This window comes from Blastococcus sp. CT_GayMR16 (assembly GCF_004570875.1).
Lineage (GTDB): Bacteria > Actinomycetota > Actinomycetes > Mycobacteriales > Geodermatophilaceae > Blastococcus_B.
The window spans coordinates 1-19,658 of record NZ_SPQK01000018.1 but is presented as its reverse complement, the minus strand read 5'-3'; the positions used below and the strand labels follow the sequence as shown (position 1 = coordinate 19,658).

The 19,658-nt window shown below is 72.9% G+C and carries 16 protein-coding genes and 1 rRNA gene; 9 read left to right on the top strand and 8 right to left on the bottom strand.

The window, feature by feature from the left end; translation table 11 throughout:
• Positions 1-24 precede the first annotated feature (24 nt).
• A complete protein-coding gene (locus E4P38_RS17275; RefSeq protein ID WP_245161104.1) occupies positions 25-1,491 on the top strand; it encodes an FdrA family protein in 1,467 nt (488 codons plus the stop codon).
• Positions 1,488-2,909, top strand: coding sequence for a DUF1116 domain-containing protein (locus E4P38_RS17270; RefSeq protein WP_135133193.1), 1,422 nt, complete (start codon positions 1,488-1,490; stop codon positions 2,907-2,909). Before E4P38_RS17275 ends, E4P38_RS17270 begins: the two co-directional genes overlap by 4 nt.
• 4 nt (positions 2,910-2,913) lie before the next feature.
• Here the strand turns inward: E4P38_RS17270 and E4P38_RS17265 are convergent, their stop codons facing one another.
• Positions 2,914-3,666: a DUF2470 domain-containing protein gene (locus E4P38_RS17265; protein WP_135133192.1), complete on the bottom strand. Its 753-nt coding sequence runs from the start codon at positions 3,664-3,666 to the stop codon at positions 2,914-2,916.
• A gap of 60 nt (positions 3,667-3,726) precedes the next feature.
• Here E4P38_RS17265 and rpsD point away from each other — a divergent pair, with 60 nt between their 5' ends.
• Both rpsD and E4P38_RS17255 read left to right on the top strand, forming a co-directional pair.
• Positions 3,727-4,329, top strand: a complete 603-nt coding sequence (gene rpsD, locus E4P38_RS17260; RefSeq protein WP_135133191.1) for a 30S ribosomal protein S4 — start codon at positions 3,727-3,729, stop codon at positions 4,327-4,329.
• A 162-nt stretch (positions 4,330-4,491) separates the two neighbouring features.
• Positions 4,492-6,216: a SpoIIE family protein phosphatase gene (locus E4P38_RS17255; RefSeq protein WP_135133190.1), complete on the top strand. Its 1,725-nt coding sequence runs from the start codon at positions 4,492-4,494 to the stop codon at positions 6,214-6,216.
• Here E4P38_RS17255 and E4P38_RS17250 read toward each other — a convergent pair.
• The gene (locus E4P38_RS17250; RefSeq protein WP_245161103.1) at positions 6,198-7,307 is read right to left on the bottom strand and encodes a PP2C family protein-serine/threonine phosphatase; all 1,110 of its coding nucleotides are present in this window, start codon (positions 7,305-7,307) and stop codon (positions 6,198-6,200) included. The genes E4P38_RS17255 and E4P38_RS17250 overlap by 19 nt on opposite strands.
• 341 nt (positions 7,308-7,648) lie before the next feature.
• Between E4P38_RS17250 and E4P38_RS17245 the strand changes: the two genes are divergently transcribed.
• Both E4P38_RS17245 and E4P38_RS17240 read left to right on the top strand, forming a co-directional pair.
• Complete coding sequence (locus E4P38_RS17245; RefSeq protein WP_135133189.1) at positions 7,649-8,059, top strand: hypothetical protein; 411 nt, start codon at positions 7,649-7,651, stop codon at positions 8,057-8,059.
• A gap of 68 nt (positions 8,060-8,127) precedes the next feature.
• Positions 8,128-9,804: a signal peptidase I gene (locus E4P38_RS17240; RefSeq protein ID WP_135133188.1), complete on the top strand. Its 1,677-nt coding sequence runs from the start codon at positions 8,128-8,130 to the stop codon at positions 9,802-9,804.
• A 66-nt stretch (positions 9,805-9,870) separates the two neighbouring features.
• Here the strand turns inward: E4P38_RS17240 and E4P38_RS17235 are convergent, their stop codons facing one another.
• From E4P38_RS17235 to E4P38_RS17210, 6 genes are all read right to left on the bottom strand, one after another.
• Entirely contained in the window at positions 9,871-10,974 is a 1,104-nt protein-coding gene (locus E4P38_RS17235) for a ring-opening amidohydrolase (RefSeq protein ID WP_135133187.1), read from the bottom strand.
• Positions 10,975-10,985: 11 nt separating this feature from the next.
• The gene (gene arcC, locus E4P38_RS17230; RefSeq protein ID WP_135133186.1) at positions 10,986-11,936 is read right to left on the bottom strand and encodes a carbamate kinase; all 951 of its coding nucleotides are present in this window, start codon (positions 11,934-11,936) and stop codon (positions 10,986-10,988) included.
• Between the two features lie 51 nt (positions 11,937-11,987).
• Positions 11,988-12,599, bottom strand: coding sequence for a response regulator transcription factor (locus tag E4P38_RS17225; RefSeq protein WP_135133185.1), 612 nt, complete (start codon positions 12,597-12,599; stop codon positions 11,988-11,990).
• Positions 12,596-14,626 carry an ATP-binding protein gene (locus E4P38_RS17220; RefSeq protein WP_135133184.1) on the bottom strand — a complete coding sequence of 677 codons (2,031 nt, stop codon included), beginning with the start codon at positions 14,624-14,626 and terminating at the stop codon, positions 12,596-12,598. Before E4P38_RS17220 ends, E4P38_RS17225 begins: the two co-directional genes overlap by 4 nt.
• Positions 14,627-14,637: 11 nt before the next feature.
• Positions 14,638-15,327 (bottom strand): hypothetical protein, encoded by a 690-nt coding sequence (locus E4P38_RS17215; protein ID WP_135133183.1) that lies wholly within the window; start codon positions 15,325-15,327, stop codon positions 14,638-14,640.
• A 108-nt stretch (positions 15,328-15,435) separates the two neighbouring features.
• Positions 15,436-16,254: a PHP domain-containing protein gene (locus E4P38_RS17210; RefSeq protein WP_135133182.1), complete on the bottom strand. Its 819-nt coding sequence runs from the start codon at positions 16,252-16,254 to the stop codon at positions 15,436-15,438.
• 79 nt (positions 16,255-16,333) lie between these two features.
• On the opposite strand from E4P38_RS17210, the gene E4P38_RS17205 reads away from it, so the two are divergent.
• From E4P38_RS17205 to E4P38_RS17195, 3 genes are all read left to right on the top strand, one after another.
• Entirely contained in the window at positions 16,334-18,571 is a 2,238-nt protein-coding gene (locus tag E4P38_RS17205; protein WP_135133181.1) for a DEAD/DEAH box helicase, read from the top strand.
• A gap of 55 nt (positions 18,572-18,626) precedes the next feature.
• The gene (locus E4P38_RS17200; protein ID WP_135133180.1) at positions 18,627-19,256 is read left to right on the top strand and encodes an alpha-ketoglutarate-dependent dioxygenase AlkB; all 630 of its coding nucleotides are present in this window, start codon (positions 18,627-18,629) and stop codon (positions 19,254-19,256) included.
• A 340-nt stretch (positions 19,257-19,596) separates the two neighbouring features.
• Positions 19,597-19,658: ribosomal RNA gene (locus E4P38_RS17195) — 16S ribosomal RNA — on the top strand; the annotation flags it as partial.

Here is a 19,658-nt window from a genome sequence, read left to right as displayed (position 1 = left end):
GCATCAGCCGGTACACGCTCGGTCGTGCTCCGATCGGGGGTGTACGCCGACTCGGTGAAGCTCATGCAGGTGAGCCGGGACATCGGCGCCCGGGACGGCGTCACCGCGGTCCTGGTCGCGATGGCCACGCCGCTCAACCTCGAGCTCGCCACCACCATGGGCCTGGCCCCCGACGGGGACGCTTCGCCCGAGCAGCTGCTCATCGCCATCCGTGCCGACGACGCCGAGGTGCTGGCCGCCGCCGAGGCCGCCGTCGACGCCGCGCTCGCGGCCCGGGAGCGCTCGACCGGCACCGCCGCTGCCGTCCCGCTGCGCACGATCGGCGCCGGCCTCGACGACCTCCCGCCCGACACCGCCGCGCTGGCGATCGTCTCCGTGCCCGGCAGCTACGCCGTGGCCGAGGCCGCCGACGCGATCGCCGCCGGCCGGTCGGTCCTCGTCTTCTCCGACGGCGTCCCGGTCGAGCACGAGGTCGCCCTCAAGCTGGCGGCCCGGGCGGCCGGCGTCCTGGTCATGGGTCCCGACTGCGGGACGGCGATCGTCTCCGGCGTCGCACTCGGCTTCGCGAACGTCGTCCGGCCGGGCCCGGTCGGGCTGGTCGCCGCCTCCGGCACGGGAGCGCAGCAGATCTCGTCCCTGCTCGACATGGCCGGTGTCGGCGTCTCGCACGTGCTGGGCGTCGGCGGCCGTGACCTCTCCGAGGCGGTCGGCGGTCTCGCCACCCTCGACGCGCTCGCGGCGCTGGACGCCGACACCGCGACGGAGCGGGTGCTGCTGGTGTCCAAGCCGCCGGCGCCGTCGGTGGCCGCGGCCGTCTCGGCAGCCGGCGACAAGCTGTCCGTCCCCGTGCGTTCCGCCGTCCTGTCGCCGGAGACGCCGGACCTCACCGCCGCGGTCGAGGCGCTGCTCACCGACATGGGGCTCGACGTGCCGACCTGGCCGTCGCGGCCCGGGCCGGCCGAGGCCGCGCTGCCCGGCGCCGTGCTCAAGGGCCTCTACTCCGGGGGCACGCTCGCCGACGAGACGATGCTGCTCGCCGCTCCCGCCCTCGGCGACATCCGTTCGAACACCCCGCTGAAGCCCGAGCTCGACCTCGGGACGGACCTGTTCGCCTCGGGGCACGTCGTCATCGACTTCGGGGACGACGCCCTGACGGTGGGCCGGGCGCACCCGATGATCGACCCGACGCTGCGGCTCGAGGCGATCGCGGCAGTCGCCGCCGGCGAGGAGCCCGCGGTGCTGCTGCTCGACGTCGTCCTCGGGTACGGCGCCGACCCCGATCCCGCCGCGGCCCTGGAACCGGCGCTGACGGCGGCCCGCGAGGCGGCCGAGTTCCCGCTGCCGGTGGTGATCGCGCTGATCGGCACCGAGGGTGATCCGCAGGGCTGGTCGCGCCAGGCCGATGCACTCTCTGCCGCCGGCGCTGCCGTCTTCGCCTCCAACTCCGCGGCCACGCGGTACGCCCTCGACCTGCTGGGAGCCTCCTCATGACGCTCGGTGGACTGCTCTCCGGGCCGCCGGCCGTCGTCGCCGCGGGCGTCGACGTCTTCTCCGACGCGCTGCGCGCCCAGGGCGCCGAGGTGCACGACGTCGACTGGCGTCCGCCGGGCTTCGGCAGCGCCGAGGACATCGCCGACGTCGCCCTCGACCCGCGCCGCGCGTCGGCCAACCGGGCCGCGGTCGAGCGGATCCTCGCCGCGGGCTCGCAGCTGGTCGACGTCCGCCCGGCGGCTGAGGTCATCGGCCTGCGGGACCGGATGCTGCTGCACTCCGGACCGCCGCTGACGTGGGAGACCGCGTCGGGTCCGATGCGGGGTGCGCTGATCGGTGCCTGCCTGTTCGAGGGCTGGGCCACCGACGTCGAGGACGCCGAGCGGATCCTGGCGAACGGCGAGATCACGCTCGACCCGTGCCACCACCACCGCACGGTGGGCCCGATGGCCGGTGTGACGTCGCCGTCGATGTGGATGTGGTGCCTGAAGGACCCGGTCCACGGCGGCAGCGACAAGAACATGGCGTTCTGCAACCTCAACGAGGGCCTCGGCAAGGTGCTGCGGATGGGCGCCTTCAACGAGGAGGTCCTCACCCGGCTGGCCTGGATGCGCGACGTCCTCGGCCCGGTCCTGCAGTCGGCGGTGCGGAGCCGGTCCGACGACCCGATCGACGTCAAGGCGATCCTCGCGCAGATGCTGCAGATGGGCGATGAGGGGCACAACCGCAACCGCGCCGGCTCGCTGATGGCGTTGCGCGAGCTGTCGCCGTCGATCGTCGCCGTCGATGCGCCGTCGTCCGACATCGCCGCGGTCCTGAAGTTCATCGGCGGCAACGAGCACTTCTACCTCAACCTCGGTATGCCGACGGCGAAGCTCGCGATGGACGCCGCCCGGGACGTCCCCGGCTCGTCGATGGTGACCGTCATGTCGCGCAACGGCACGGAGTTCGGGATCCAGACCGCCGGCACCGGCGACCGCTGGTTCACCGGGCCCGCGAACACCCCGGTCGGGCTCTTCCTCGGCGACTACGGCCCGGACGACGCCAACCCCGACATCGGCGACTCCGCGATCATGGAGACCTACGGCGTCGGTGGTTTCTCGATGGCCGCGGCGCCCGCGATCGTGCGGTTCGTGGGCGGCACCGTGCCCGACGCGCTCGCGACCACGGAGCGGATGTACCAGCTGACGCTCGCGGAGAACCCGGCGATGGCCATCCCGATCATGGGCTTCCGCGGCTCACCGACGGGGATCGACGTCCTGAAGGTGGCGCGCACCGGCTGGCTGCCGCAGATCAACACCGGCATGGCCGGGCGGATCGCCGGCACCGGCCAGGTCGGCGCCGGCCTCGTGCAGCCGCCGCAGGAGTGCTTCGAGAAGGCGCTCGCCGCGCTGGCCGAGGAGTCGCGCACCGCCTGAACGGTCAGGGGCCGCAGGTGAGCAGGCGATCGACCGCGGCACCGAACCCGGCCGGCCCGCCGAGCGGCGCCACGAACGGCACGCGGAGGTCGTAGCACCCCGCGGAGCCCTGCACCCGGAAGCGGACGCCGTAGCGATCCAGCGCGAGCAGCCGGATGGAGTCGTGGCGGCCCACCCGGCGCTGGATCCGCGCGGCCAGCCGGACCAGCGCATGGCAGTGCTCGGCGACCAGTGCGTTCTCCGCGCGGCTCACGGGGTCCGGCCGCGCGGCCAGGAACTCGTCGAGCCCGACGTCCGTGGTGCCCCCGGCCTCCTCCAGGTGCACCTCGGCCGGCTCCAGGCGCAGCAGCGTCGCGCTCAGGCCGACGTCGAACAGGCTGTCGCAGGTGCGGACGTCGGCGAAATCCAGCACCAGCCGCGTGACGTCGTACTCGGCGACCGACGCCACCAAACCGGTGAGTTGGACGAGCCCACGAACCGGATGGGGCACCGGGAACGGCGTCCGCTCGGTGACCGTGAGCCGGGCGGGGACGTCGCCCAGGGGGGTGTCCCGGAGTGCCGCCGTCACCACGCCGTCGGTGGGGACGACGAGCAGCACGTCCCCGGCGTCCGTCGTCGTCGCGCCCCACAGCTGGCAGATACCGAGACCGAGGCCGTAGAGGGAGACCGCGGGGGCGGCGGCGATCGTCCGGGCGCGCTCGGCTGCCGGTGGTTGCCGATGCACGGCAGGGGACGAGTGGATCGAACCGGCCGTCATGGACCACCTCGGAAGCTCATGGGCGAGTAGTAAGGTGAGCCTAACCAAACTGGAGGTCCTGTGAACACCCCTCGTCCCAAGGTCCGACTCAGCCGCGCGCTCGGCATCCCGCTCACCCCGAAGTGCGTCGCGTACTTCGAGCGCCGGCCGTATCCCCCGGGCGAGCACGGGCGCAAGCGCCGCAAGGACAGCGACTACTCCACCCGGCTCAAGGAGAAGCAGCGGCTGCGCGCGCAGTACGACATCAGCGAGACGCAGTTGCGGGCGGCCTTCGACCGGGCGCGGCGCTCCGGCGGCAAGACCGGCGAGGCGCTGATCCAGGACCTCGAGTCGCGCCTGGACGCCACCGTCCTGCGGGCCGGCTTCGCCCGCACCATCTACCAGGCCCGCCAGTTCGTCACCCACCAGCACGTGCTGGTCAACGGCAAGCGCGTCGACCGCCCGTCCTACCGGCTCAGGCCCGGCGACTTCATCCAGATCGCCGAGAAGTCGAAGCAGAAGGAGCCCTTCCAGGTGGCCGCCTCGGGCGCGCACGCCGACGCCCCCGCCTACCTCGAGGTGCGGCTGGCCGACCTCGTCGCCCGGGTCGAGCGGACGCCGGGCCGCGACGAGGTCCCCGTCCTGTGCGAGGAGCAGCTGGTGGTCGAGTACTACTCCCGCTGACGCCGTCGCCTCCCCCGGCTCGACTGCGAAGGATGACCGTTCCGTCACACAAGGTGGTGTCCAGCGGGACGGTGTCGTACCGGGATGGCACGATGATCCCGACACCGTGCCGGCCGGCGCAGTGAGCGGGGACGGCCGTGGACGCTGGGCGGGGGTGCGGAGTTGGACGGGCAGTTGGCGGAGCTGGTCCCGGCCACCGCGCGGACCGAGCTGCAGCGGATGGTCCTCGACTACGACTGGGCCGGGACGGCTCTCGGCGCCGAGGAGCACTGGTCGCCCACCCTGCGCACCGCCGCCAGCACGGCGCTGAACTCCGGCTTCGGGATGCTCCTCATGTGGGGCCCGGAGCTCGTGATGATCTACAACGACGCCTACGCCCCGATGCTCGGCCTGCGGCACCCGTCTGCGCTGGGGTGTCGAGTCCCGGACGTGTGGGACGACATCTGGCCCGACATCAAGGGCATGGTCGAGGACGTCTTCGCCGGGGGGACGATCCGCTTCGAGGACCTGCCGCTGACGATGACGCGGCGGGGCTTCGACGAGGAGGCCTACTTCACCTTCTCCTACAGCCCCGTGGTCGAGCCCGGCGGCGAGGTTGCCGGCCTCCTCAACACCGTCGTGGAGACCACCCAGACGGTGCTGGCCGCCCGGCGCATGGGCGTGCTGCAGCAGCTGGGCAGCCTGCCCCGCTCGGTGCACGGCAGCACCGACGACGCGGTCGCCGCGGCTCTCCGGGTGCTGGCCGACGCCCGGACCGACTGTCCGTTCGGCCTCGTCTACCTGGTAGATGAGGACGGCGCCGCCGCCCGGCTGGTCGCCCGTCAGGGCATCGGCGTCGACGACGACCTCGCCGCCAGCGTCATCCCGGACCAGGTGCGCGAGGTGATCGCCACGGGTCAGACCCAGACGGTGACCGGCCTTGCCGAACGCCTACCCGGGCTCTCCAGCGTCGGGGCGAGCCCGGCCGGCCAGGCCGACGTCCACACGGCCGTCGTCCTCCCGCTCATCGTCGCCGGCCGGCCCGCTCCGGTGGGGGCGGTGGTCCTCGGCACCAGCCCGCACCTGCAGCTGGACCAGGAGTACCGCATCTTCCTGTCGCTGGCCGCCGGGCAGGTCGCTGCCGCCGTCGCCGATGCACAGGCCGTCGAGAGCGAGCGCCGTCGCGCAGAGGAGCGGGCGCAGTTCTTCACTGACGTCGCCGTCACCCTGCAGCGCGCCGTCCTCGGGCCCACGGTCCTGCCGCGCGACTTCGCCGTCCACTACGAGCCGGCGACCGGGACGCTGGAGGTCGGCGGTGACTGGTACGACGTCGTCGACCTGCCCGACGGCCGGTACGGCGTGGTCGTGGGCGACGTGGTCGGTCGCGGCCTGGCCTCGGCCGCGGTGATGGGCCAGCTCCGGAGTGCCGGGCGGGCACTGCTGCTGGAGAGCCGGTCGCCCGGTCACGTGCTCTCGGCCCTCGACCGGTTCGCGACGCTGGTGCCGGGCGCCGCGGTGAGCACGGTGTTCTGCGCCGTCATCGACCCGCGCGACGGCATCCTCCGGTACAGCAGCGCCGGCCACCCTCCGGCGATCGTGGTCGACGCCGACGGGAGGGCGACCTTCCTCGAGGAAGCCGGCTCGCTGCCCCTCGCGGTCGTCGACGACCTGGAGCGTCCCGAGGCCGACGTCGCCCTGGCACCGGGTTCGACGCTGCTGCTCTACACCGACGGACTCGTCGAACGGCGCGACCAGGGCCTCGACGACGGCATGACGCGCGCGGCGGAGGTGCTCGCCGAGGGGCGGCACCTCCCCCCCGCGGAGCTGGCGGACCTGCTCACCGAGAAGCTGCTGGACGATGCCCCGGACGACGACGTGGCCTTCCTCGTCTACCGCTGCGGCGCCTGAGCCCTCGGCGGGACGCGCACGGCCAGCAGGGCGACGTCGTCGTCGATCGGCCCACTCATGCCGGCCAGCAGGTCGTCGCACAGCCGATCGAGGGATTCGGTGCCCAGCCGCCGGAGCCGCCCGACGAGCCAGGCCGTGCCGTCGTCGAGCGCGACATCCGGCTGCTCCACCAGCCCGTCGGTGTAGAAGAGCACCGTGTCGCCCGGCTGCAGGACCAGGGTGTGGTCGTGGCGCGCGGCGTCGGGCGAGACCCCGAGCAGCCGGTCGGCCGGGCGCTCGAGCAGCTGCGTGGAGCCGTCCGCGCAGACCAGGACCGGCGCGGGATGACCGGCGTTCGACCAGCACAGCGTCACCCCGGCGCTGTCCCGGGTGCGCCGGACGTCCACCGCCGCGACGAGCGCCGTCACGAGGGTGCGCATCCGCAGGTTCGCCAAAGCGGTGTCCAGCACGGCGAGCACCGCCGCCGGTGAGCCGACCGTGGACTGCGCGATCGCCCGCAGCATGCCGCGCGTCTCGGACATCGTCGCTGCGGCCGGGGCGTCATGGCCGGCGACGTCGCCGATGACCAGCATCGTCGTCCCGTCCGGAACCGGGAAGGCGTCGTACCAGTCACCGCCGACGCGGGCATGGCGCGTGGCAGGCAGGTACCGCACCGCGGTCTCCAGCCCGTCGACCCGGGGCGGGTCACCCAGCAGGTTGCGCTGCAGGGTCTCGGCCAGCTCGACGACGGCCCCGCTCGCCGCCGCCTGGGCGCTCGCCTGCCTCAGCCGCGCCTCACCCCGGAGTCGCAGCGTGCAGGCGAACAGCGCGACGCCGCTGCCCACGGCGACGCCGAACAGCCGCATGAACTGCGTGGGCGCCGCCTCGGACGTGTACTGCTGGTCGTAGATGCCGAGCAGCGCCGAGACCAGCACGGCGAGGACGCCGTACGCAGCTGTCGCCCGTCGGCCGAGGGTGGTCGCTGCGACCAAGGGAGAGATGACGGTCAGCGAGAGTGCCTGCTGACCGCGGCCGGCCGCGAGGTCGAGCACCGTGAAGAGGGCGAGCACCGTGAGCGGCAACGCGTGCCGTACACGGGTTGACCTGTGCACTGCCGAACTCCTCGTGGCGTGGGCCTCCGACCGCGAAGTACCGGCTCACGGTAGTTGAGCCGAACGGAAGTCTTTCCGGACCCCGACGGGGATGCGGACCCGGCGGACACCGTTGCGGCGGCCCCGACAACACGTGGACCTGCGCTTTTCCACCGTGGAATTCACTCGTCGATGACCGCCCCGAGGGTGTCGCTTTAGCGACTCCAGTTTCTTTTGGGACAGGAGTTGATACGGGGCGGCGAGTGGCCGAAGACAGGGCGTCAACGAATGGCGAAGCCGTCGCTGAACCGGATGAACACATCTGGGCGGCACTGAGCCACTGAGAGAACAGGACCCGTGCAATGCGCAAGTCGCGTCTTCTGCTCGCTGGTGTCGCGGTTGCCGCTGCCGCCGTCGGCACGTCCGCTTTCACCGCCAGCAACACCGTCCCGAACTCCGTCGCAGGTTCCGGTCAGGGTTCCGTCACCGGTGCCGTCGTGACCGACATCCACTACGTGCAGAACGCCGCCGACGCGACCGTCGTCGACGCCGTCGAGTTCACCTCGACCACGAACCTCACGGGCAAGACCACCACCATGACGCTCAAGACCACGGGCGGCACGGTCGTCGTCGGCACCCCGTACACGTGCGCCGTCAAGACCGCGTGGGACGCCCTCGCCGTTCCCCCGATCATCGTCATGACCTGCGACACGACCGGCAGCCCGCGCACCTTCGACGAGTTCGACAGCGTGGCCATCACGGTGGTCCAGTAACCCCTCCGCGGTGCAGGCGGGGTCGGCCGAACGGTCGCCCCGCCTGACCCCGGACCGGTGCCTTCGACATGAATGCCGCCAGCAGAGCCGCCAGCATCAGCGCCCTCAGCGCGCTGGTGCTGGCGGCTGTGTGGCTTTTGTGGCCGCTCGCGCTCGGTGGCTCCACCACGTACGTCAGCACGCACGGCATCAGCATGGAACCGCGCTTCCACACCGGGGACATGGCGATCCTGCGGTCGGCCGGCAGCTATGCGGTGGGGGACGTCGTCGCCTACCAGAGTGCCTCGCTCGACACCGTCGTCATGCACCGGATCGTCGCACTGGACGGCGACCGCTTCGTGATCCAGGGCGACAACAACGACTGGCTCGACGAGGATCACCCGACACCGAACGAGGTCCTGGGCAAGCTCTTCCTGAGAGTTCCCCAGGGGGGTAAGGCGCTCGCGGCGGTCACCAACCCCGGCGTCCTCGGGCTGGTCGTCGTCGCCGCGCTCACCGTGGCCGGGGCCGCCCGCAGGCCCCGCGGCCGGCACGGTGCCCGTTCCGCGCTCCGCCGTCTCCGGCGCCCCTCGATCCCTCGAGCGCCGGCCTTCAGGATGCCGACCCGGGCGATGGCCCGCCAGGTCGCGTTGATCTCCGCGGCCGTCGCTCTCCTGGCGGGGGTCGCGGGCGGCGTCCTGCTCGCGCTGCCGTCGACCCAGACGGACACGAAGACGCTGCAGGTGACCCAGCAGGGAACGTTCACCTATACCGCTTCCGCCGAGGCAGGGACGACGTACCCGGCCGGCACCGTCTCGACCGGCGACACGGTGTGGACCAGCCTCGCCTCCGACCTGAGCGTGTCCTTCACCAATGCCGTCACCGGCCCGGACCTCGCCGATCTCCGTGGCGCCATGCGGCTCGACGTCGCGGTCTCCTCGGCGGACGGCTGGAGCGCCTACCTGAACAGCAGTCCCGTCGTCGCCCTGGCCGAGGGGTCGGCCACCGCCACCGTGCCGGTCGACCCGGCGGAGGCGGCTGCCCTGCTCGGCAAGCACTTCGCGGAGATCGGCGGCGGGGGCACGAGCGCGACGCTCACCGTCACGCCCGTCGTCGTGACCGAGGGCACGGTCCGCGGGCTGCCCTTCCAGGCAGGCTCACCCGCCGGGCTCTCGTTCAATCTCGAGGCCACGTCCTTGCGCCTCGCCGGGGACGCGCGGGCAGCACTGGCGCCGAGCACGCAGACCCCCGTGGTGGTCGAGGAGACCGGTCCGCGCCGGCTCAGCGTGCTGAGCGTGTCGATCCCGCTCGACGTCGCCCGGATCGTGGTGGTCGCCGTCTTCGGACTCTCCCTGCTCACCCTCGCCGGCGGAGCGTGGATCGGCCGGACCGGACGTGGCGACGTCGCCGACGAGTTCCTCGTCAAGCATGCCGCCCGGATCCTGCCCGTTGCCGCGTTCGACCCCGGGCCCACCGTCATCGACGTCTCCGACCCCGAGGCTCTGCACCGGGTCGCCGAACGGTTCGACACGCTCGTCCTGCACCACGCGGCCCCGGACGAGGACGTCTTCGCGGTGCGGGACGTCGATGCCACGTACCGCCTCGTCATCCCCGGCCTGCCGCAGCGCCAGCGAGGCAAGCCGCCCGTACCGGCACCGGTCGCGGCCAGGTCGACGGAACCCGACGACCTGACGGCGCCTCTGCCGGTCGTCGTCCCGGGGCCGATGTCGGCGCCCGGAGGCCTCTGGGGCCACCGCTTCGCCTGAACCCCGAGTTCGGGGAAGTAGGGCTCCGGAACGGCGTCCGAACCCCTACTTCCCCGGAGTTGCTGACTACGCCTTGACGATGGCGGCGACCGGGCCGCCGCCGGACGGGCCCTGGTGGACCGCAGCCACGGACACGAAGACGGCCGGGTCGCCGGTGACCGAGGCGGTCACGCCGCCGACCGTCGCCTTGATCTGGCGGTGCCAGGAGACGTCGGAGTCGTCGAGCATCGCGTTGCGGCGCCCGCGGACCTTGCCGTCCGGCGAGGCCTCGCACTTGAGGAACACGTTGACCAGGCGGTCGCCCAGGTCGGTGTAGTGCGGCCGGTCGGGAAGCTCGAGGCCGGCGTTGCGGATGGCCTCCCAGATCCCGTCCTGGTCGAGGGCGTCCTTCATCACCGAGTGGCCGACCTTGTAGGTGCCACCGTGGCCACGGGCATTGCCGACGACGACGATCTGCGCGCGGTCCAGTTCCACACCCGACGAGCAGGAGGCGACGGCGCTGAAGAGGGAGAGGTCGTGCATGACCTGCTCCTGCTTCGGCATCTCGATCTCGCCGAGTGCGACCCCGATGCCGAGTGCCGTGGTGCCGTTGGAGAGGTCCATGGAGCCGTGCGGCTCCTCCATGTACGTCGTCTTGCCGCGTTCTCGGGCGTCGCGGATCGTGTCGATCGTCAGCAGCGGGGTCTTGGTCTGCACGTAGTGCACGTCGGCCGGGTCGGTGATGCCGGCGGCCTCCATCGCCTTCTTCACGCCCTCGGCGACCTTCTCCACCATGGAGATGCGCCCGATGTCCTCGGGCAGCAGGACGTCGCTCATCGCGTAGCCGACGGTCAGCCGCGGCTCGTCGGTCTGCTCGACCGAGTCCTCGGGGAGGGTCGCGAAGATCGTGGCGTGCGGGCTGATGACGCCGTCCGTGCCGCCGGACCAGACGATCGGGATCTGCTTGACCTCCTCGCGCGAGCGGGAGCCCTTCTCCTCGAGGACCTCGCGGAAGGCGCGGTCGGCGATGATCCGGGTGTAGTCGTTGATCCCGCCGTTGCCCTCGGTCTTGCCGATGACGGCGATGATGCGGTCGGCCTCCATGACACCGTCGTCGATGAGCTTGGCCAGCTCGGAGGCGTCACTGACGTTGTGCAGCGGGACCTTGCGGACCTCGATCGGTGCGGGCACGGGGGTTCCTCTCAGGAAGCGGTTATGACGGTGCCGGCGTCGTCACCGGAGACGGCGTCGGCGATGTGTTCTAGAGACGTGATGACGGCGCGCCCGCCACCCGCTACGAAGCGGAGGGCGGCCTCGACCTTCGGGCCCATGCTGCCGCGCGCGAACTGGCCCGCGGCGGCGTGCGCATGCATCTCGGCCACCGTGACGCGGCCCAGCGGTCGGGCGTTCGCCGTCCCGAAGTCGATCATCACGTGAGGGACGTCGGTGGCGATGACGAGGGTGTCGGCGTCGAGCTCGCGCGCCAGGATCGCGGCGGTGAGGTCCTTGTCGATGACCGCCTCGACGCCGCGCAGGGCGGATCCGTCACGCCCGTCGTCGGCCACCGGGATGCCACCGCCGCCGGCGCAGACGACGACGAAGCCGGCTCCGGCGAGCGCGTGGATCGCAGGGGAGTCGACGACGGACGTCGGCTCGGGCGAGGCGACCACGCGGCGCCAGCCCTTCTCCCCGCGGTCCTCCCAGACCTGGCCGAGGGAGACGAACCGTTCCGCCTCCTCGCGGGGGAGGAAGCGGCCGACCGGCTTGGACGGCTCGCGGAAGCCCGGGTCCTCGACGTCGATGAGCGTGCGCGTGACCAGGCCGGCGGTGCGCTGCGGCAGGCCGCGCGCCGCGAGGGCCGAGTCCAGTTCGTCGCTGAGCGTGAAGGCGATGGTGGCCTGGGTCTGGGCGACGCACCAGTCCAGCGGGACCGGCGGCACCACGTGCGCGGCCAGCTCGTTCTTGACCAGGAGATTGCCGACCTGCGGGCCGTTGCCGTGGGTGAGCACCACCTCGACGCCGGACGCGACGACGTCGGCGATGTGGGCAGACGCCTCGCGCAGCGCGTCGCGCTGGGCTCCCGGGGTGGCCGACCCGTCCGCGCCGGTCATGGCGTTGCCGCCGAGGGCGATCACGACGCGGCGGGAGGTCATCTGCCGGACCCTACTGGGAATTGCCTTAGCGGTGAAGTACCAGATCGGGGATCAGAGACCGCGCATCCGGAGCGCCGCCTGGGTGCGGTCCCGGACCTGCAGCTTGGGAAGGATGCGCGAGACGTGGTTCTGCACCGTCTTGAGGCTGAGGCCCAGTTCGTGGGCGATCTCGGGGTTGCTCCGGCCGTCGGCGACGAGCGCGAGGATCTCGGCCTCCCGCTCCGTGAGCCGCCCGGCGGCATCCCGCGGGGGTGGTCCGGCCAGGACGGCGCGCGCGGCGCCGGCCCCGAAGACCGCGCCGCCGCTCGCCACCGTGCGGATCGCGCCGAGGAGTTCGTCCTGGCCGGCACCTTTGAGCACGTAGCCGCGGGCGCCGACGCGCAGTGCGGCCAGCACGGTGTCGTCGTCGTCCACCATGGTCAGGACCAGGACGGCGGCCTCCGGCGCCTCGCGGCCGATCCGGCGGGTGGCCTCCAGCCCGGGGACGCCGGGCAGGTTGAGGTCCATGAGGACGACGTCCGGTCGGTGCTGGACGGCGAGCCGGACCGCGGTCTCGCCGTCCCCGGCGGAGCCGACCACGGACATGTCGGTCACCGTGCCGAGCAGCGAGGAGAGCCCCTGCCGGACGATCGGGTGGTCGTCGACGACCAGCACGCGGATCACCGGGCCACCCCCGCGACCGCGACGTCCGGCCGCGGCGCCGCGCCGGCCGCAGGGAGGCGCAGCCGGACCGTCGTGCCGGAGCCGGGCCGGCTCTCGACGGTGAGCTCCCCGCTCAGCTCCGCGGCCCGCTCGTGCATCCCCGCGAGGCCGGCCCCTCCCGCCCGTGACGCGACCGCTCCGGAACCGTCGTCTGCCACCTCGAGCAGCAGCGCGGAACCGTCGTGGCTCAGGGAGATCCGGCCCCGCGAGGCACCGGCATGGCGGACGACGTTCGTCACCGCCTCCTGGGCGACACGGAAGGCCGCCACCTCGACCGCGGCGCTCAGCGGCGGGAGCTCCGGCGGAGCGTCCATCGCAATCCCGCCGGGCAGGTGCCGTCCCAGCCGGTCGGCGAGCTCCGCGACCGCCTCGACCAGCCCGAGCTGGTCGAGACCCGGCGGCGTGAGGCCGTCCACGACGCGACGCACGTCCACCACCGCGGCCTGGATCCCGCTGCGGATGTGGCGCAGCGACTCCTCGGCTGCGTCGACGTCGCTGCGCAGCAGGTTGCCGGTCGCCTCGACGAGGAACGTGAGGCCCGCCAGCCGGGAGCCCAGCCCGTCGTGCAGGTCCCGGCGGAGTCGGCGCCGCTCGTCCTCCCGTGCCAGGACCAGCCGTTCCTGGGCGGCCCGCAGCCCGGCGACCAGGCCGGCCGCGTGCACGAGGGCCCCCAGGTGCCCGGCGATGTCGGAGAGGAGCTGCCGGTCGCGTGCGCGCAGCGCCCGCGGGGGCGGCGACCAGCGCAGGATCCCGACCGGGCGGCCGTACGCCGTCAGCGGGGTCTCCTCCTTCCCGTCGCCTTGCTCCGAGCCGTGGGCCGCGAGCAGCTGCCCGTCGGCGTCCAGGACGGCGATCCGCGCCAGACCGAGTCCGTCGCCGAGCTCGACCACCAGGTCGCGCAGCAGTCCGTGCGCGTCGCCGGCGTCCGCGACCCGCCGCCGGACGTCGGCCAGCACCGCCTCGGGCTGGGCCCAGAGGCCGTAGGTGAGCCGGTTCGCGGCGCGCTGGAGCGCCTCCCGGAGTGGCGCGAAGGACAGGGCCACCACCCCGGTGGCGAGCCAGGGCAGCCACCGCGCCCCCTGCGCCTGGAGCAGCGCCCCCACCCCGGCGACGACGAGGACGTAGACGACGGCGAGGGCCGCCGACAGGGCGACCGACGCGATGGTCCGGTTCGCGACGAGCTGCACGTCGTAGAGGCGGTGCTGGAGGACGGCGACCGCGATCGCGATCGGCAGCGGGAGGACCGCCAGCGCGAACAGGAGGGGCGCTGCGACGTTGGTCGGGACGATCGGCAGGAGCAGGACCGGGACGGCAGCGGCGAGGGTGAACCACAGCAGCTGCTGACGGACCAGCCGGCTCCCCTTCCGCCAGCGGGCCACGAGGCTGCCGACCGCGCCCACGAGAGCGATCGCGGCCAGTCCGAGGCTGAGCGCGGCCAGCCCGTCGACGAGCGCCGAAGCCCAGGCGGGAGGAGCGAGGGGGTTGGACACCGTCATCAGTCGGTTGTCCAGCGGGTGCGCTGTCAGCAGCGTGGCGGCCGCGAAGCCGACGACGGCGGCGGTGGCGACCGGTGCAGCCCACCGCCACGGCGCTGCCGGCAGGATCCCGTCCGGGAAGACCAGCGGGACGCCCAGCACGAGGACCAGCCAGCCCGCCCCTCGAAGGAACGTGCCCAGGATCCCCAGCCACGCGACCGCCGGCACGCTGCCGGGCTCGGTTCCCAACCCCTGGACGGCGAGGGCGAGGGCGGTCTCGCCGACGGCCCAGGCCGCCGCTCCTCCCAGCATCAGGCGACCGACGCGGTGGCCGGGCCGGGCCAGTGCGATGACCAGGCCCACGGCGGCGTACGCGGTGATGGCCAGCGCGATGGCGGTCTCGCCCTGCGGGAGCCCGTCGCCGCGCGCCGACGCCAGGGTCAGCGGGACGACGGCCCCGGCCAGGGCGACGAGCGCGACGACCACGGGTGCGACCCGTCCGGACACCGTCATCCCGCCCGTCCTCACACCGACGTCGCCGCCGCTGCCGGCCGGTCCGCGCGGGCGACGACGTCCGCCCCCTGGGGGCGGTGCCTGAGCATGACGGTCGCCAGTGCGATGAACCAGAGGATCCAGAGCAGGGTCGCGTAGTCGGCCACCCCGTGGACGGCGAACGGCACGCCGCCCAGGAGGACGATGCCCGTCACGACCGCCGACCAGCCCAGCCAGGCGGGGAGCACGTGATCGGTCAGCACGCCGATCGCGATCCCGATCGTGTGCCCCCCGAGCAGCAGCAGGCTCATGAAGAAGGCGAAGACCCGGACGTCGTTGACGAGCGACACGGTGGCCACGTCCGCGCCGTGCTGGGCCCCGTAGAAGGCCGCCGCCCCGGCGGCCAAGCCGGGGGCGAGGCTGAGCAGGACGTATCCCGTGCCCGCCGCGAAGGCGGTCCGGGCCGCCCAGCTCCCCGCCTCGGTCCGTCGTCCCACGGCCTGGGCCAGGAACGCGATCACCGGGAGCAGGAGGAGCAGGCCCAGAGCCTCCACGTAGCCGCCGGCGAAGGAGCGGATCATGTCGCCGTCGACGTACTGCTCCGCCACCATCGCGGCGTCGTCCCCGAGCAGGAGCGTGTCCTGCTGGCTGATCCCCGCGAGGATGAGCACCACGTGGCCGATCGCGAACGCCCCTGCGAGGCGCCATGCAGTCCTGGACATCGGATTCTCCTCTCGACGACCGGTCGATCCGGTCATCGAGAACCGTGCCGCCGGCTCACCGCGCCGTCGTGAGGCGCCTTCCCGTCCGGGCCGGGAAGTTCTCCCGGTTCAGCGGCGCCAGAAGTCGAAGCGGTCGCGGCCCGGCCGGAAGCCGGCCGCCTCGACCACGTCGGCGGCGAGGTCGAACTGCTGGGCGACGGCGCCCGGCTGGTGGGCGTCGCTGCCGAAGCTGACCGCCTCGCCGCCCTCCTCGTGGAACCAGCGCACCTGGTCGACCGAGGCGAGCGGGCTGCTGGTGTTCACCTCGAGCGCCCGGCCGGTGGAGGCCAGCGCCCGGAACACCGCCCGGTACTCCTCCTCGAACCACTTCTCCACGTACTGGTCCCGGCCGTCGGGCCAGTACCGCCGCGGGAAGTCGCAGTGCGCGAGCACCTGGAACACGTCACTGCTCTCGATCATCGTGACCAGCTCGCCCAGGTAGCGGCGCATCGTGCCGTCGGCATCGGCCCAGAGCAGCCGGCCGACGCCCACCAGCCGGCCGTCGAGGTTCAGCGAGTGCAGGGAGCCGAGCACCCGGTCGACGGGGGACTGGGCCAGGTGCCGGGCCACGCTCGCCGCGAACAGGTGCGGCTCGCCGGTCTCGACGCCGGACCAGATCCGCAGCTCCGGGAAGCGGTCGCGGCACTCCTCGAGATCGGCGAAGTAGCTGTCGACGTCGATCGGGAGTTGGTGCGCTGGGTGCCGGTCGATCAGGCCGCGGGACGTCGCCGCGTCGTCCTCGTGCCAGACCGTGAAGTCCAGGTGTTCGGTGAACGCGATCGCGGGGAGGCCCAGGGCGACGGCCCGTTCGCAGGCACGTCGCATCGTCGAGGAGTCCTGGGTGTCCCACGACCACCTGGTGTGCACGTGGTTGTCCGGCGGTCGCATCGCTGTGGATTCTCCCCCGCCGTCCCCACCCGCCGCGCGGTGGGCTGTTCTGTCCCCGGGCGTGCCTACTGTCGTCGCCATGAGCTCCGCCGCACCGACGTCCGAGATCACCGGCTCCGTCCACGCCGAGGCGCTCGCCGTCCTCCGGGAACTGACCGGCCGGGACGACGCGGAGTTCCGGGAGGGGCAGGACCTCGCCGTCGCCGCGCTCGTCGAACGGTCCGAGCGGGCGCTCGTCGTCCAGCGCACCGGCTGGGGCAAGTCGGCCGTCTACTTCGTCTCTACCGCTCTGCTGCGCCGCCGCGGCAAGGGCCCCACCTTGCTCGTCAGCCCCCTGCTCGCGCTGATGCGCGACCAGGTCGCCGCGGCCGCCCGCGCCGGCATCCGCGCCGTGGAGATCTCCAGCGCCAACATGACCGAGTGGGACGACATCGCCGCCCGCCTCGCGGCCGACGACGTCGACGTCCTGCTGGTCTCCCCCGAGCGGCTGACCAACCCGCGCTTCCGCGAGGAACAGCTGCCCGGCCTGGTCGAGCGCTGCGGCCTGGTCGTCGTCGACGAGGCGCACTGCGTCTCCGACTGGGGCCACGACTTCCGCCCCGACTACCGCCGCATCCGCGACCTGCTCGGCACGCTCCCCGCCGGCACCCCGGTCCTGGCGACCACGGCGACCGCGAACGAGCGCGTGGTGGCCGACGTCGCCGAGCAGCTCGGTGCCGGTGGCGTCGAGGTGACGACGGTCCGCGGTCCGCTGTCGCGTGACTCGCTGCGGCTCGGCGTCCTCCGGCTGCCCAGCGACCGCGCGCGCCTGGCGTGGCTGTCGGCCCACATCGGCGACCTGCCGGGCAGCGGCATCGTCTACACGCTCACGGTGGCCGCGGCGGAGGAGACCGCTGCGCTGCTGCGCGACGCCGGGCACGAGGTCCGCTCGTACACGGGCCGGCTGGACGACGCCGACCGCAAGGACGCCGAGGAGGCGCTGCGCAACAACGAGGTGAAGGCGCTGGTCGCCACCTCGGCGCTGGGCATGGGCTTCGACAAGCCCGACCTCGGCTTCGTCGTCCACCTGGGAGCGCCGTCCTCCCCGGTCAGCTACTACCAGCAGGTCGGGCGTGCGGGCCGTGCCGTCGAGCACGCCGACGTCCTCCTCCTGCCCGGCCCGGAGGACCTCGCGATCTGGCAGTGGTTCGCCACCTCATCCATGCCTCGGGAGGACCACGCGGCCGCGGTGCTCACCGCCATGGCCGACGGCAAGGCCTGGTCGGTGGCGCGCCTGGAGACCGTGGCAGACGTCCGCCGCTCACGGCTGGAGCTGTTGCTCAAGGTCCTCGCTGTGGACGGCGCGGTCGAGCGCGTCCAGGGCGGCTGGCGCTCGACCGGTCAGCCGTGGATCTACGACGCCGACCGGTATGCCCGCGTCACGCGTACGCGCGAGGCCGAGCAGCGGGCGATGATCGCCTACGCCCGTCCGGTGGACGAGGCGGAGTGCCGGATGTCCTTCCTCCAGCACGCCCTCGACGACCCGACGGCGGCCCCCTGCGGCCGCTGCGACGTGTGCGCCGGCGCCTGGTACTCCGCCGACGTGCCCCAGGCCGCCGCCGAGGCGGCGTCCGCAGCCCTCGACCGTCCGGGCGTGGAGCTCGCGCCCCGGGCCCAGTGGCCGACCGGCGCCGATCGCCTGGGTGTCGACGTGAAGGGCAAGATCTCGCCGTCCGACCAGATCGAGATGGGCCGGGCCGTCGCCCGGCTCACCGACCTCGGCTGGGGCCAGCGGTTGCGCACGCTCCTCGGGGACGACGGGGTCGGCGGCGTCGTCACGCTCGACCTCGAGGCCCCCGGCATCGAGGAGGACCCGGACGCCGCGTTCGACGTCCCCGTGCGGCGCTCGATCTCCGACGTGCCCCCGGACGAGGCGCTGCTCAAAGCGTGCGCGCGGGTGCTGGGGTCCTGGGACTGGAAGGAGCGTCCCGGCGCCGTGGTGGCGATGCCGTCCCGCCGGCGCCCGCAGCTGGTGACCGGGCTGGCGCAGGGGCTCGCCCGCCTGGGTCGGCTGCCCTACCTGGGGGAGATGTCCCTGCAGCATGGCGGCCCGACCGGACAGCCCGGCGGGAACAGCGCGTTCCGGCTGGCCGCGGTCTGGGACCGGATCGTGGTGGGTCCCGAGCTGCGGGCCCGCCTCGCGGAGGCGGGCAGCGCGCCGGTACTCCTTGTGGACGACCTTGCGGATTCCCGGTGGACGATGACGGTGGCCGGGCGGGAGCTGCGCCGGGCCGGGGCGTCGGCTGTCCTGCCGTTCGCGCTAGCGCTCACTGCCTGAGGCGACTGTCCACAGGGTTTCGCACATATGTGCGAAACCGGAGTAGCGTTCCCCTATGTCACTCGCTCACCAGCCGTCGATGTGGGACCTGGCCGAGGAGGCCACGCTGGGCGCGCTGGCCGGCCAGGTCGTCCGACACGATCTCGGCCGGGGCGCCTGGGTCGACCACCTGCCGAACTGGGTCACCGGCTCGGACGCCGTGCTGGACGTCCTGCTGGGGGACATCGGCTGGCGTGAGGACCGCCGGCAGATGTACGACCGCGAGGTCGCGGTCCCCCGCCTGCTGCGCTGGTACTCCGGTACCGAGACGCTCCCCCACCCGCTGCTGACGGAGGCGCGGGAGTCGCTGAACCGCCACTACGGCCCAGAGCTCGGCGAGAGATTCGTCAGCGCCGGCATGTGCCTCTACCGCGACGGCCGCGACAGCGTGGCCTGGCACGGCGACCGGATCGGCCGCGGACGGTCCGCCGACACCATGGTCGCGATCGTCTCCTTCGGGTCGGCGCGGCCGCTGCTGCTCCGACCGGTCGGCGGCGGGCAGAGCCTGCGGTTCCCGTTGGGGCACGGAGACCTCGTGGTCATGGGCGGCTCGTGCCAGCGCACGTGGGAGCACTGCATCCCCAAGACCACGAAGCCCGTCGGGCCACGGGTGAGCGTCCAGTTCCGGCCGACCGGCGTGGCTTGACCAAAAGACCCGTCCGGACAGGGCCGCCGGGGTGGTCGGGACCCCCCTGCAGGGGGCTCTCCGAGCCGTGTACTGTTCTCCATGCGCCGCGCGGCCCGGAAGGGTCGCCGGACCGGTTGCTCCTGCGGGGGTGCTGGAAACCGGCGTAGTGTTGGACATCCAGCCAGCGAGGACGCCCGGAAGGGTCGAATTGTTGCGCGTCCGCTCTTTGAGAACTCAACAGCGTGCCGAAAGTCAGTGCCAAGTAATACCCCGTGCCAGGGCTTGCTCTGGTTTGGGATTCCTTTGGTTGATTGATATCGAGAGTGCTAGCTCTCGGTTCTCAGCTGCGATCAAATCATCTACGGAGAGTTTGATCCTGGCTCAGGACGAACGCTGGCGGCGTGCTTAACACATGCAAGT